Annotated in this window: 13 protein-coding genes; all 13 read right to left on the reverse strand. The window is 46.4% G+C overall.

Going from position 1 to position 13,887, the window contains the following annotated elements; genetic code table 11:
• Positions 1 to 67 precede the first annotated feature (67 nt).
• On the reverse strand, positions 68 to 700 hold the full coding sequence (gene pyrE / locus NZD81_RS07290) for an orotate phosphoribosyltransferase (protein ID WP_040083202.1): 633 nt from the start codon (positions 698 to 700) through the stop codon (positions 68 to 70).
• Positions 697 to 1,416, reverse strand: a complete 720-nt coding sequence (pyrF, locus tag NZD81_RS07295) for an orotidine-5'-phosphate decarboxylase (protein ID WP_071580686.1) — start codon at positions 1,414 to 1,416, stop codon at positions 697 to 699. The genes pyrE and pyrF overlap by 4 nt, the downstream gene beginning before the upstream one ends.
• On the reverse strand, positions 1,385 to 2,320 hold the full coding sequence (locus NZD81_RS07300; protein ID WP_148343040.1) for a dihydroorotate dehydrogenase: 936 nt from the start codon (positions 2,318 to 2,320) through the stop codon (positions 1,385 to 1,387). The genes pyrF and NZD81_RS07300 overlap by 32 nt, the downstream gene beginning before the upstream one ends.
• Positions 2,320 to 3,090 carry a dihydroorotate oxidase B electron transfer subunit gene (pyrK, locus tag NZD81_RS07305; RefSeq protein WP_095431274.1) on the reverse strand — a complete coding sequence of 257 codons (771 nt, stop codon included), beginning with the start codon at positions 3,088 to 3,090 and terminating at the stop codon, positions 2,320 to 2,322. The genes NZD81_RS07300 and pyrK overlap by 1 nt, the downstream gene beginning before the upstream one ends.
• On the reverse strand, positions 3,087 to 6,302 hold the full coding sequence (gene carB / locus NZD81_RS07310) for a carbamoyl-phosphate synthase (glutamine-hydrolyzing) large subunit (protein ID WP_040083206.1): 3,216 nt from the start codon (positions 6,300 to 6,302) through the stop codon (positions 3,087 to 3,089). Before carB ends, pyrK begins: the two co-directional genes overlap by 4 nt.
• Positions 6,287 to 7,381: a carbamoyl phosphate synthase small subunit gene (locus NZD81_RS07315; protein WP_282374304.1), complete on the reverse strand. Its 1,095-nt coding sequence runs from the start codon at positions 7,379 to 7,381 to the stop codon at positions 6,287 to 6,289. The genes carB and NZD81_RS07315 overlap by 16 nt, the downstream gene beginning before the upstream one ends.
• Complete coding sequence (locus NZD81_RS07320; protein ID WP_003232117.1) at positions 7,378 to 8,664, reverse strand: dihydroorotase; 1,287 nt, start codon at positions 8,662 to 8,664, stop codon at positions 7,378 to 7,380. Before NZD81_RS07320 ends, NZD81_RS07315 begins: the two co-directional genes overlap by 4 nt.
• Positions 8,648 to 9,562: an aspartate carbamoyltransferase catalytic subunit gene (locus NZD81_RS07325; protein WP_174223248.1), complete on the reverse strand. Its 915-nt coding sequence runs from the start codon at positions 9,560 to 9,562 to the stop codon at positions 8,648 to 8,650. The genes NZD81_RS07320 and NZD81_RS07325 overlap by 17 nt, the downstream gene beginning before the upstream one ends.
• Before the next feature lie 145 nt (positions 9,563 to 9,707).
• Positions 9,708 to 11,015: a uracil permease PyrP gene (pyrP, locus tag NZD81_RS07330; RefSeq protein WP_014663908.1), complete on the reverse strand. Its 1,308-nt coding sequence runs from the start codon at positions 11,013 to 11,015 to the stop codon at positions 9,708 to 9,710.
• Between the two features lie 174 nt (positions 11,016 to 11,189).
• On the reverse strand, positions 11,190 to 11,735 hold the full coding sequence (gene pyrR / locus NZD81_RS07335; RefSeq protein WP_003221477.1) for a bifunctional pyrimidine operon transcriptional regulator/uracil phosphoribosyltransferase: 546 nt from the start codon (positions 11,733 to 11,735) through the stop codon (positions 11,190 to 11,192).
• A gap of 181 nt (positions 11,736 to 11,916) precedes the next feature.
• The gene (locus NZD81_RS07340) at positions 11,917 to 12,828 is read right to left on the reverse strand and encodes an RluA family pseudouridine synthase (protein WP_282374303.1); all 912 of its coding nucleotides are present in this window, start codon (positions 12,826 to 12,828) and stop codon (positions 11,917 to 11,919) included.
• Position 12,829: 1 nt separating this feature from the next.
• Positions 12,830 to 13,294, reverse strand: coding sequence for a signal peptidase II (lspA, locus tag NZD81_RS07345; RefSeq protein ID WP_014663906.1), 465 nt, complete (start codon positions 13,292 to 13,294; stop codon positions 12,830 to 12,832).
• A 103-nt stretch (positions 13,295 to 13,397) separates the two neighbouring features.
• Positions 13,398 to 13,772 carry a sporulation-related RNA polymerase-binding protein YlyA gene (gene ylyA / locus NZD81_RS07350; protein WP_014476755.1) on the reverse strand — a complete coding sequence of 125 codons (375 nt, stop codon included), beginning with the start codon at positions 13,770 to 13,772 and terminating at the stop codon, positions 13,398 to 13,400.
• Between the last annotated feature and the right edge of the window lie 115 nt (positions 13,773 to 13,887).

Raw genomic sequence — 13,887 nt, forward strand, 5'->3', positions numbered from 1 at the left:
GGCCTCATGGCCTGTTTTTAAGTACAGCAAGGCTTTGAAGCCTCTTTACATTGTTGGAATTTATTTTTTATTTTTTAAACCAATCTTTTGACTCGGGATTTCGTTTCCATGTTTTCAGCTTTTTTAGATCATCTGAATGAATATTTCCGTTCTCAAGTGCGACCTCTGTGAGCGTATCGTAATCAGTTAATGAGTAGTATGGCAGTTCTGCCTTTGCGAAGGCTTCTTCTGCTTTGGGAAGTCCGTACGTAAAGATTGAGACGACACCAAGCACCTCACAGCCGGCCGCTTGTAAGGCTGCACAAGCTTCAAGCACGCTGCCTCCTGTGGAGATTAAGTCTTCAATAACGACCGTTTTTTGCCCTTTCTGCACAGCTCCCTCAATCTGATTGCCTTTTCCGTGCGCTTTCGGCTTGCTCCTCACATAACACATCGGAAGATTCAAACGGTCAGCCGCCAGAGCAGCATGAGGAATACCCGCAGTTGCTGTTCCTGCTATCATTTCAGCTTCGGGAAAATGCTCTTTGACAAGCTTGCTGATGCCTGAGGCGACATCATTTCTGACCTCTGGGAAAGATAGCGTAAGGCGGTTGTCACAGTAGATTGGTGATAAAATGCCGCTTGCCCATGTGAACGGCTCGTTCGGACGTAAAAATACTGCTTGGATGTCTAATAGATGTTTTGCGATGATTTGTTTCAAGATTTGATTCCCTCCCATTCAAGTCTGACAGCCTTATAGGCTTTTACCGGATCTTCCGCTTTTGTAATCGAGCGTCCTACTACAATCGCTGATGAACCTTTTTCTCTTGCAATTGCAGGTGTCGCCACGCGGACTTGGTCATTCGCAGCGTCATCTGACATTCTGATCCCTGGAGTGACAGTCAGAAATGAAGGCGACACTGCTTGGTAAATGGCTTTTGCTTCATGAACAGAGCAGACCACTCCATCCAGTCCGCTTTCTTCCGCCTGTTTGCTGTAGTGCACAACCGTATCGATCAGAGGCTTTTCGATCAGCAGTTCATCCTTCATGATTTGTTCAGATGTGCTTGTCAGCTGGGTTACCGCAATAAGTGACGGGCGTTTTTTCCCCGCCGGCGTACCTTCTTCTAAGCCTTCAAGAGCTGCTTGCATCATTTTTTTGCCCCCGGCCGCATGAACATTGACGAGGTCTACGCCGAGACTGGCAAGACGCTTCATCGCCTTGTTTACAGTGGTGGGAATGTCATGAAGCTTTAGATCCAAAAACAGCTCGCAGTTTCTTTCTTTTAGCTGTTTCACGATAGATGGCCCTTCTTGGTAAAAAAGCTCCATTCCAACCTTTACAAATAACGGTTCTTGCTGAAAAGGCGTTAAGAACGCAAGTGTTTCTTCAGCTGATGCAAAATCAAGCGCGATGATGGGCAGGTTGTTTTTCATGATTCCAGCTCCTTCCGATGCATTCTTCAATTGATTGATAGCCGTATTGGCGCAAAACAGATGGAAGCTGTTCAATAATCTCTGGACACGCAAAAGGATTCACAAAGTTTGCTGTTCCGACAGCGACCGCGCTTGCTCCAGCGAGAAGAAATTCCAGGGCATCTTCGGCCGACTGCACGCCTCCCATTCCGATAATCGGGATGTTGACCGCCTGGCTGACTTCATACACCATGCGAATGGCAACCGGCTTCACAGCAGGGCCGGAAAGTCCTCCTGTTTTATTCGCTAATATCGGTTTGCCGGTTTTTAAATCGAGTCTCATGCCGATTAGTGTGTTGATCATCGTAAGGCCGTCCGCTCCCGCTTCCTCGATCGCTAATGCAATCTCTGTGATATTAGCCACGTTCGGGGAAAGCTTCACATAAACGGGTACATTTGAAACCTCTTTCACCGCTTTTGTCAAATCGGCAGCCATTTCAGGGTTCGTGCCAAAAGCGATTCCGCCTGTTTTCACATTCGGGCAGGAAATATTCAATTCAAGTGCATGAACATTAGGCGCTTTGCTGATACACTCTGCGACTTCAACATAATCCTCGACTTGAGAACCTGCGACATTGGCAATGATCGGCGTATCAAACTGCTCAAGCCACGGCAGCTCATGATGCAAAACGCTATCCAGCCCCGGATTTTGGAGACCGATCGCATTAAGCATTCCAGCACCAGTCTCAGCTACCCGCGGCGTCGGATTCCCGAAGCGGGGCTCCTTTGTCGTAGCCTTAATCATGATGGCTCCAAGACAAGACAAATCATAAAAACGTGAAAATTCTTTTCCAAAACCGAAGCAGCCTGATGCAGGAATGATTGGATTTTTCAAATCAAGTCCCGGCAATTTCACCTTGAGCATTACAGCGCCACCTCCTGAGCTTTAAATACAGGCCCGTCGAGACATACTTTTACATAGGATGTCTCACTTTCGTTTGTATGGCACACACACGCGAAGCATGCGCCGATTCCGCAGCCCATTCGTTCCTCCATGGACAAATATACTTCTTTATGGGCATATTCCTGTTTTAGCGCCTTGAGCATCGGTGTCGGCCCGCAGCTGAGAAGGATATCAAACTCTAGATGTTTCCGTTTAATCACATCTGTGACAAATCCGGTTTCCCCGTAGCTTCCGTCAGCTGTTGCCACAAACGTGTCTCCATACTGCCGGCATTCTTTCTCGTAAAAAACATCCTTGGCCGATTGGAATCCTAAAACGTGGATGACATTTACCCCTTTTTCAATCAAGCGTTTCGACAGCTCTTGGAGAGGCGGCACACCTACACCGCCTCCTACCAGCAAAGCCGTCTTTCCGGGTTGGACTTCATTGACAGGAAAGCCATTTCCCAAAGGCCCGAGGACATCCACAAGCTCTCCCTGCTGTTTCAGAGACAATAGCCTTGTACCTTCCCCATCTACTCGATAAATGATGGTGACTTCACTTTTTTCAAAATTGACGTCGGCGATGCTGATTGGCCTCCTCAAAAGAGGCGTGACCGCTTCGCTCACTTTAAGATGAAGGAACTGCCCCGGGGTTGTAAACCCTTGGACAAGCTCCCCTTTCAGAACCATTTGATACACCCGGTCTGCAATTTGCTGGTTAGAACATACTGTCAAATACGCTTTTTTCATATAGTGACTGCCGCCTCCTGATTTGTGTTGACTGCCGGCATTTGATCAGCGCGGAATGTCATGCTTTCCAGCACTCGCAATATCGCCTCTGCCGTATCTAATGATGTTAAGCAGGCAACACCATTTTCTACTGATTCACGTCTGATTCTAAATCCGTCTCTTGCCGGCTGCTTTCCTTTTGTCAGCGTATTGATGACAAACTGTGCTTCACCGTTTCTGATGACATCAAGCAGGTTCGGACCATCCTGGCCGATTTTTCCGACAACCTTCGCTGGAATAGAAGCTTCTTTCAGGTAGCCTGCCGTTCCTTCCGTCGCTAAAATGTTGTAGCCAATCGCGTGGAACCGCTTAGCAATGGCAAGCCCTTCTTCTTTGTCCTTATCAGCTACTGTTAAAAGCACGGAACCGTAGTTCGGGATTTGAATACCTGAAGCAATCAAGGCTTTATAGAGCGCCTTTTCAAGGGTCGAATCTTTCCCCATGACTTCACCTGTTGATTTCATTTCAGGCCCTAACGTAATGTCAACTCTTCTCAGCTTGGCGAAGGAGAAGACCGGCGCTTTTACAAATACACCTTGCTGCTCAGGCTGAAGGCCCTCTGTATAGCCAAACGCAGCCAGCTTTTGACCGAGAATGATTTTTGTTGCGAGATTCGCCATTGGGATACCCGTAATTTTGCTTAAGAACGGTACGGTTCTGCTTGATCTCGGGTTCACTTCGAGCACGTACACCTCGCCTTGTGATAAGACGAATTGAATATTGAGCAAACCGACAATGTTCAGCCCTTTAGCAAGTGCGATCGTGTATTGTTCAATTTTTTTCTTAATGTCCTCAGTGAGCGATTGAGGCGGATAAACAGCGATCGAGTCTCCGGAGTGAACGCCCGCACGTTCAATGTGCTCCATAATTCCCGGAATGACGACTGTTTCACCGTCAGATACTGCATCAACTTCAATTTCTTTCCCAGTCAAATATCTGTCAATTAATACAGGGTGCTGCGGATTGATTTTGACTGCGTTTTTCATGTAATGAAGCAGCTCTTCTTCATGATACACAATCTCCATCGCCCGGCCGCCAAGTACATAGGAAGGGCGCACCAATACCGGGTAACCGATATCGCTCGCGATGCTTACTGCCTGATCAACTGATGTCGCTGTTTTGCCAAGCGGCTGCGGAACACCAAGTTCTCCAAGCGCTTGTTCAAATTTATCCCGGTCTTCCGCACGGTCTAAATCTTCTAATGAAGTTCCAAGGATTTTCACTCCGCGTGCAGAAAGCTCATCAGCAAGGTTGATCGCAGTTTGTCCGCCAAATTGTACGACAACGCCCATCGGCTGTTCGAGGTCAATGATGTGCATAACATCTTCAATCGTAAGCGGTTCAAAATACAGCTTGTCTGAGATGCTGAAGTCTGTTGAAACGGTTTCCGGGTTGTTATTGACAATAATGGCTTCATAGCCTGCTTGTTTAATTGCCCATACAGAGTGAACAGTCGCATAGTCGAACTCGACACCCTGACCGATTCGAATCGGACCCGAACCAAGCACCATCACACTTTTCTTATCTGTAACGACAGATTCATTTTCTTCTTCATATGTGCTATAGAAGTAAGGTGTTTCCGACTCAAATTCCGCCGCGCACGTATCTACCATCTTGAATACCGGCGCAATCCCCGCTTGTTTTCTCAAGTTGTATAGATCGGATTCTTTCATTTTCCACTCGCGGCTGATGTACTGATCAGAGAAGCCGAGTTCTTTTGCCCGTCTCAGCACATCTGTATCGCCCACATTCGCCTTCAATTCTTTTTCAAACTGTACGATTCCGAACAGCTTATGCAAGAAGAAGACATCGATAGCGGAAAATTCATGAAGGTCTTCTACCGTGTAACCTCTTCTGTACGCTTCAGCTAGGTAGAATAAGCGTTCATCACCGGCCTTTTTAATTCGCTTTTCAAGAAGTTCATCTGAAATGTCAGCGGCGTCCTTCAATTCAAGATGATACACATCAGCTTCCAGTGAACGCACAGCCTTCAGCAATGACTCTTCAAGCGTGCGGCCGATCGCCATGACCTCACCAGTCGCTTTCATTTGCGTGCCGAGCTTTCTGTTTGCTGATTCAAATTTATCAAACGGCCAGCGCGGAATTTTGGATACGACATAGTCAAGAGCAGGTTCAAATGCTGCATATGTTTTTCCTGTTACCGGGTTCATCATTTCATCTAATGAAAGGCCGACTGCAATTTTAGCAGCGAGCTTTGCTATCGGGTATCCCGTTGCTTTTGATGCAAGGGCAGATGAACGGCTGACACGCGGATTTACTTCAATGATGTAATATTGGAAGCTGTCTGGATCTAAGGCGAGCTGGACGTTACATCCGCCTTCGATTCCAAGCGCGCGAATCAGTTTTAACGATACATTCCGCAGGAGCTGATATTCGCGATCGCTGAGCGTTTGGCTCGGCGCGACAACAATACTGTCTCCAGTATGGATTCCAACCGGATCAATGTTTTCCATGTTACAAACAACAATGGCGTGATCCTGGCTGTCTCTCATGACTTCATACTCGATTTCTTTATAGCCGGCAATGCTCTTTTCAAGCAGACATTGGTGTACCGGGCTTAATTTCAAGCCGTTCTCAACAATTTCTTTTAGCTCTGTTTCATTCGAGCAGATGCCTCCGCCTGTTCCGCCTAATGTATATGCCGGACGGACAATGACAGGGAATCCAATTTGGCTGACGAATTTTTCCGCTTCTTCGAGGGAATGGATAATCTCACTTTCAGGCACCGGTTCATTCAGTTCATTCATTAATGTTCTGAACAAGTCACGGTCTTCAGCTTGCTGAATCGCAGACAGTTTCGTGCCAAGCACTTCGACGCCGCATTCTGCCAAAACGCCTCTTTCAGAAAGCTCAACCGCAAGATTCAAACCGGTTTGGCCTCCGAGCGTAGGAAGAATGGCATCTGGGCGCTCTTTTCTGATGATTCGTGTCAGGAATTCAGGTGTGAGCGGTTCGATGTAAACCCGATCAGCCATTTCTGTATCTGTCATGATCGTGGCAGGGTTTGAGTTGACAAGGATGACTTCATAGCCTTCTTCTTTCAAAGCAAGACAGGCTTGCGTTCCCGCATAATCAAATTCTGCTGCTTGTCCGATGATGATCGGCCCAGATCCGATTACTAAAATTTTGTTAATGTCTACGCGTTTTGGCATACCGCTTCCCCTTCTTTCTCTGTTGTTTCGATCATTTCGATGAATCTGTCAAATAGATGGTTAGCATCCTCAGGACCAGGTGAGGCTTCGGGATGATATTGAACCGTAAATGCCGGCAATGTTTTATGCTTCAGCCCTTCAATCGTATCGTCGTTGATTGCGATATGCGTCACTTCAAGTTCTGTTTCACTGATAGATGAAACTGTATAACCATGGTTTTGAGATGTTAAGGCAACTTTCCCTGTAGCCAGCTCTTTTACCGGGTGGTTTGAACCTCTGTGGCCGAATTTCATTTTTTCAGTATTCGCCCCGCACGTCAGCGCGAATAATTGGTGGCCGAGACATATTCCGAATAAAGGCACTTTTCCGAGAACACCTTTAATCATTTCAATCGCTTCAGGCACATCCTTCGGGTCTCCAGGTCCGTTAGAAAGCATGATGCCGTCCGGTTTCAGCTGAAGCACTTCTTCTGCTGTAATGTTGTAAGGCACAACGATGACGTCACATTTCCGTTTGTTCAGCTCCCTTAGAATCCCGTGCTTCATGCCGAAGTCAACCAAGACAATGCGTTTGCCTCTTCCCGGGCTCGGATATGCTGTTTTGGCTGATACTTGTGATACTTGATTTCTTGGCAATTCCGTTTCGTTCAGTCTTTTCAGCACAGCTTCGATGTCTTCATCAGATGAAGCGAATGTTCCTTTTAGCGCGCCTGCCGTGCGGATCATTCTTGTCAGCTTCCTTGTATCAATCCCCTGGAGTCCGGGAATGTTTTTCATTTTTAGGTACTCGTCTAATGTGTATGCTGAACGCCAGTTGGAAGGCAGTTCACATAATTCCTTGATGATCAGCCCTTTGACAAAAGGGGTAATGGATTCAAAATCATCACGGTTAATGCCGTAATTTCCGATAAGCGGGTATGTCAATGTTACGATCTGCCCGCAGTAAGAAGGGTCAGATAAAATTTCCTGATAGCCTGTCATCCCAGTATTAAAAACGACTTCTCCCATGTTGTGTTCTAAGCTTCCGAAGGCTTCTCCCTCGAATACCGCTCCGTTTTCCAGTACTAATCGTCTCTTCATTTGACAAGTCTCCCCTCTTCATAAGCAAGCTTCCCTGCCGCAATTGTAGCGACCGGCCAGCCGGTGCAGCTGATGCCGTTGAATGGTGTATTTTTTCCTTTTGATAAAAATGTCTCTTTGTCTATAACTGCTTCTTTTTCTAAATCGATTAACGTAATGTCCGCAGCTTGCCCCGTTTGTAATGTTCCATATGGGAGACCGAACGCTTCGCATGGCTTGATTGTCATGTAGTCAATCAACTGCTTCAGCGACCAGCTGCCATTTTTGACAAAGTGTGTGTAAAGAAGCGGGAATGCTGTTTCTAAGCCGACAATTCCGAATGGCGCCAGTTTCATTTCTGTGTTTTTCTCTTCTTCCGTATGCGGTGCATGGTCTGTTGCGATAAAATCAATTGTTCCGTCTAAAAGACCTTCAATTAAAGCAGCTCTGTCTTCTGCACTGCGGAGCGGCGGATTCATTTTATAGTTTGTGTCCAGCCCCGGGATGTCCTCATCACAAAGCAGCAAATGATGCGGCGACACTTCTGCTGTCACTCTGATTCCCGCTTTTTTCGCATCGCGTACAACTCTGACAGATTCTTTCGTGCTGATATGGCATACATGATAATGGCAGTTTGCCGCCTCAGCCAGCAGCACATCGCGGGCAATATGAACCGATTCACACACAGAAGGAATGCCGTTTAGCCCGTTCGCTTTGGAGAATGTCCCCTCATGTACGCTCCCTCCGTAAATTAAGGAGTTGTCCTCGCAATGTGCAACAATCGCTTTGTCAATTGCGGCTGCCCGTTTCATCGCTTCATACATCATTCCTGCTGTCTGTATACCAACGCCGTCATCTGTAAAAGCAAATGCCCCGGCTTCTTTTAACGCTTCAAAGTTTGTCATTTCATCGCCGATTTGTCTGATCGTAATGGATGCATATGGAAGAACTCTTACGCATGATGTTTCTTTAATTCTGTTTTGCACCCATTCCATCTGCTCCTTTGTATCAGGAACCGGCCGCGTATTCGGCATTGCTGCTACTGTAGTATAGCCGCCGCGTGCCGCTGCTTTTGCCCCGGTTTCAATAGTTTCTTTTTTCTCTCCGCCCGGCTCTCTGAAATGCACGTGGAGATCAACAAACCCAGGTGAAACGAGCAAACCTTTTGCATCAATTACCGTTTCATTATCCGTTGCATCAAGCTTGCCGATTGCGGTGATGGTTTCTCCAGTCACTCGGATATCCGCTTCTGTTTTTTCACCATTTTCGTTTAGTATCCAGCCGTTTTTAATGAGATATGACATACGCTGCTTCTCCTCTTTTCACATTGGTTTGTAAGGCACGCTGTATCACTGCCATTCTGATAAATACGCCATTTTGCATTTGCTTGAAGATTCTTGATTTTTCGCTTTCTACTAAGCTGTCATCAATCTCCACTCCTCTGTTTACCGGAGCAGGATGCATGATGATCGCATGCCGCTTCATACGCTCAGCCCGTTCTACGGTCAAGCCGTATTTGTTTAAATAGCCTTCCTGGCTGACAGCGGACTGATGTCGTTCATTTTGAATGCGCAGCAGCATGACAACATCGGAAGACTCAACCGCTTCATCCATTGAGACATACGTGCCGAATGTATTTTCTTCATCCTGCCATTCCGAAGGGCCGGAAAATAGGACCCGGGCACCCAATCTTGTCAACACTTCCGCATTTGACCTTGCCACTCTGCTATGCTTGATGTCGCCGTGAATGGAGACGGTAAGCCCTTTGAACGTATTGAACTCTTCATAAATCGTCATTAAATCAAGCAGTGATTGTGTCGGATGCTGGCCGCATCCGTCTCCCGCATTCAGAATCGGAATGTTCACCTGGCTGACAAGCTTTTCATAATACTCATCCTCACTGTGCCTGATGACGCAGACGTCCACACCGATTGATTCAAGCGTCCGGATCGTGTCATATAAGGTTTCGCCTTTTTGCACGCTTGTGCTTGTTCCATCAAGGTTGAGCACATTCATGCCCAGCTTTTTTTCTGCGACCTCAAAGCTGAACCGCGTTCTCGTGCTCGGTTCGAAAAACAGGTTTGCGGCAAACTTTCCTGTAAGCTGATTGTCTGTTTTTCCGTTTTTGAGGTCTTGTGCTGTTTGAAGCAAATCTTTGATTTCCTCAGTGCTGAGTTCACTCATCGTCGTTAAATGCTTCATGTCCTTTCCCCTCTCATTTCAACTTAAGGCTGAAAAAAACCCCGGGTCTAAGATAGACTCGGGGTATGGTTAAATAGAGGGCAGCATTGAAGCTTCCTTCTCTTCATAACCCTTACAAGCCTCTCTGGACTTTCATTAAAAGGTTTTAAATATGATGTTGTTCAGATGTGTCTGCGTGCTCTTCCTTCGCTTCCGGAAGAATCAGGTTTAAGATGACACCGACAATTGCGGCAAGCGCCATCCCTGACACTTGGAATCCGCCTTGAGACACTTGGATAAATGCGCCTCCTACACCGATCACAAGGATCACCGATGTGATAATGAGGTTTCGATTATTTTCATAATCAATTTTGTTGTCAATCAGCATTCTCAGGCCGCTTGAAGCAATGATTCCGAACAGCAGGAAGGAGACGCCTCCCATGACCGCTGACGGCACTGAACTGATCAGCGCTGAAATTTTGCCGATAAAGCCGAAGCAAAGGGCAATCACTGCCGCGCCTCCGATGACAAAGACGCTGAATACCCTTGTGATGGCCAGCACGCCAATGTTTTCTCCGTAAGTCGTCGTCGGCGGGCCGCCGATCAGGGAAGCAAGAATTGTCGCCACGCTGTCACCCATAATGGAGCGATGCAGTCCCGGCTTTTTAATGAAATCTTGTCCAACAACCTTACTCAGCACCATTTGGTGGCCGATATGCTCCGACATTGTCACAAACGCGACCGGTACCATTGCGGCCGCGATGCCGAGTGTTACTGACGGTGAATAGTCTTTGAACGGGATGATAAATTCAGGCACTGCGAACCATTTCGCGTCAAGCACCGGCTGGAAGTTGACAATCCCTTGAGTAAGGGCGAACAGGTATCCGCCGATGATTCCGATCAAAACCGGAATCAGGCTTAAGAATCCTCGCAAGAAAATCGCGCAAATAATCGTAATTGCCAGCGTAACTCCTGCGACACTAAAGTGCTTTAAGCTGTAGACCAACTCACTCGCGTTTGGATCAGCATACATCGCCATGTTTACCGCAGTGCTTGCCAGTCCCAGCCCGATGACGATAATAACAGGTCCTACGACTACAGGCGGGAGAATCTTCATCAGCCATCCTGTGCCAAGCTGCCTGATCAATAAGGCAATCAGCCCGTATACCAGCCCTGCAAGAAACGCCCCGACCATTGCCGCTCCCGGCCCGCCGGTCGCTTTTACCAGTATGATCGGAGAAATAAAGGCGAAGGATGAACCGAGATACGCCGGAATTTGCCCTTTCGTAATAAGAAGGTACGCCAGTGTTCCGATGCCGCTTGTCACCAACGCCACAGCAGGACTCATTCCGACGAGCTTCGGAACCAAAATGGTTGAGCCGAACATGGCAAACAAATGCTGAAGGCTGAATGAAACCCAAGAGAAAGGTGTCGGGACATCCCTGACCCCTAAATTTACTTTTTTCTTACTCATGATGATTTCCCCCTGATTGTTGACTTTCATTTTAGGATGACTCAATGGCTGTATAAAAAAACCTCTTTGCTATTTTTACGCAAAGAGGCATACAAAGACCTGCCGAATGCTTTTCGGGTCTTTGTTGTGCACCTCTTTGCAACCTCTCTGGATTGCCCTTAAAAAGGTGATCTATTATTCATTTTCATAAATGGCGACGAGATCGTTTTGATCTACCTCATCAAGCTGAACCATAACCTTTTCAGCCTTTGATGTCGGGATGTTTTTCCCGATATAATCCGCTCGGATCGGCAGTTCCCGGTGTCCCCTGTCAACAAGCACAGCCAGCTGAATGGAGGAAGGTCTGCCCACATCAACAAGCGCATCCATACCTGCTCTGACTGTTCTTCCGGTATACAGGACATCATCAACAAGAATGACTTTTTGATCTGTGATATCTACCGGAATATCTGCACCTTTCACAAGCGGTTCTTCGTTGCTCGTTTTTTTAGAAAGATCGTCTCTGTAAAGGGTAATATCAATTTCACCAACTGTAACAGGATTTCCTTCAATCTGTTCAATTCGTTCCGCAAGGCGTTTTGCCAGGTAAATCCCTCTTGTCTTAATGCCGACAAGAATGCAGTTATTCATCCCTTTATTGCGTTCGATCATTTCGTGTGCAATCCTGGTCAAGGCCCGTCTGATTGCCTGTTCGTCGAGAATGACAGCTTTTTGATTCAATGTGTGACACCTCACAGTTTATATAGAAGAAAAAACCCCTCCTGCCAGAGCATAGAGGGGTTTTAGGACAAGGTGCGCACTATACACGCATCCCGTCTATCCGTTATCCTTCTCAGCCTCTCTGGACTGTTTTAAAGAATCTATTCAGCTTCGTTTATTATTTCAGAAAAGAAACACTCTGTCAACCGTTTTTTCTGAGGGTTTCGATTAATTCTGCCATATCATCAGGAAGCGGCGCTTCAAATTCGACATATTCTCCTGTTCGCGGGTGGTCAAAACCTAAAACGCCCGCGTGAAGCGCCTGGCCGTTAAAGTCGATTGTTTTTCTCGGACCATATTTCGGGTCGCCCGCTAATGGGAATCCGATATATTTCATATGAACACGAATTTGATGGGTTCTCCCTGTTTCAAGCTGGCATTCCACTAACGTAAAGTCCTGAAAACGCTCAAGCACATGAAAATGAGTGACAGCGTTTTTGCCATCACGTGTCACAGTCATGCTTTGACGGTCTTTTTTATCCCGCCCGATCGGCGCGTCAATTGTGCCGTCATCATGAGAAATAAGCCCGTGGACAACAGCCGTATACTTTCGCGTGACCGTTTTGTTGACCAATTGGTTTACAAGTGACTCATGTGCCATATCATTTTTCGCCACCATTAATAAGCCGGACGTGTCCTTATCGATTCTGTGAACAATCCCCGGACGCATCACACCATTGATTCCGGAAAGGTCTGTGCAATGAGCCATAAGGCCGTTTACAAGTGTGCCCGTAAGATGACCGGGTGCTGGGTGTACAACCATTCCGCGAGGCTTATTGACAACCAGCACATCCTGATCTTCATAATAAATATCAAGATCCATAGGTTCTGCCAGGACGTCGAGCGCTTCCGGTTCAGGTATTGTGACGGTCACCTGATCACCCGGCTGAATTTTATAATTCGCTTTCACCGCACTCCCGTTCACGACAACCTGTCCGTCTTTTACCCATTGCTGAACCTGGGTTCTTGACCAATCATTCTCAGTTGATGCCAAAAATTTATCAATCCGCTCACTTTTTTGTTCTTCTGAAGCGGTTATATCAATTTGATTCATGCTATTGCTCCTTTTTCTTTTTCCCGCTGTCCAACAGCATTTGTATAAATAAAAGCATTACGCCGACACATAGTGAAGAGTCCGCGATGTTAAAAATCGGGTAATTGTAATTCACAATTATAACATGGATAAAATCCACAACTTCTTGTCTGACAGCCCGATCGATAAAGTTGCCGATGGCACCGCCAAGCATAAGCCCGAGGGCAACGCCAAGAAGCCTTTGTCCTTTTGTGTAACGCTGTATGTAATAAACAATACCAATAATAACAGCGGTTGTTATGAGGTAGAAAAACCACATCTGACCCGCTAATATCCCCCATGCAGCACCCGTATTGCGATGGGAGGTGATATAGAATACCTGATCAATGATCGGAATGCTTTGCCCAAGTTCCATGTTCTTAACGACTAGCCATTTTGTCAATTGATCGGCTGCAATAATAAGTAGTGCAATTATATAATACAGCACAAACGTTCCTCCAGTTTACGGTTACTTTAATCCATTATGCATTTTATCAATAAAAAGCACTGGAGTAAAGAAATATCAGGCATATTAACTGGTCAGACACTGTTTATTCATACAGTGCCTGACCATATTCGATATCCGTTGATTTCCATATCGGAAGCGTTTTTTTTTCGAATTGGACAGAATAAAGAAAATCGTTTGCTGTTCGGGCCGTCGGCAGCACCGCCAGCTTTGAAAGAGGAATGGGGGCCCCGGTTTCTTCACAGTATCCGAATGTGCCGTTTTCGATTTTTGACAATGCAAGGAGAACGTCTTGAAGCTCTTCTTTAATGTGATAGATCAGAGTTGCTTTTTGTTTATGATTGATTGCTGCTTGCGGGCTTGTAGAAACCTGAAAGCAAGAATACTCAAATAATCTCGACTGTAATTCTTCTTTCATCAGAAGAAGTTCCGTGTAAATTGCGGTCAGTTGATCATTCATTCTTCACAACTCCTGCTCTTAACGTAGTACCTTTATTGTTGCCTATGAATGATGATCTAAAGCCCATAAGATTTTTCCTGCCGTTCTAAAGGATGTCACTCTTGGCACAAAAAAA

It is taken from the genome of Bacillus sp. B.PNR1 (genome assembly GCF_030386235.1).
GTDB lineage: Bacteria > Bacillota > Bacilli > Bacillales > Bacillaceae > Bacillus > Bacillus stercoris.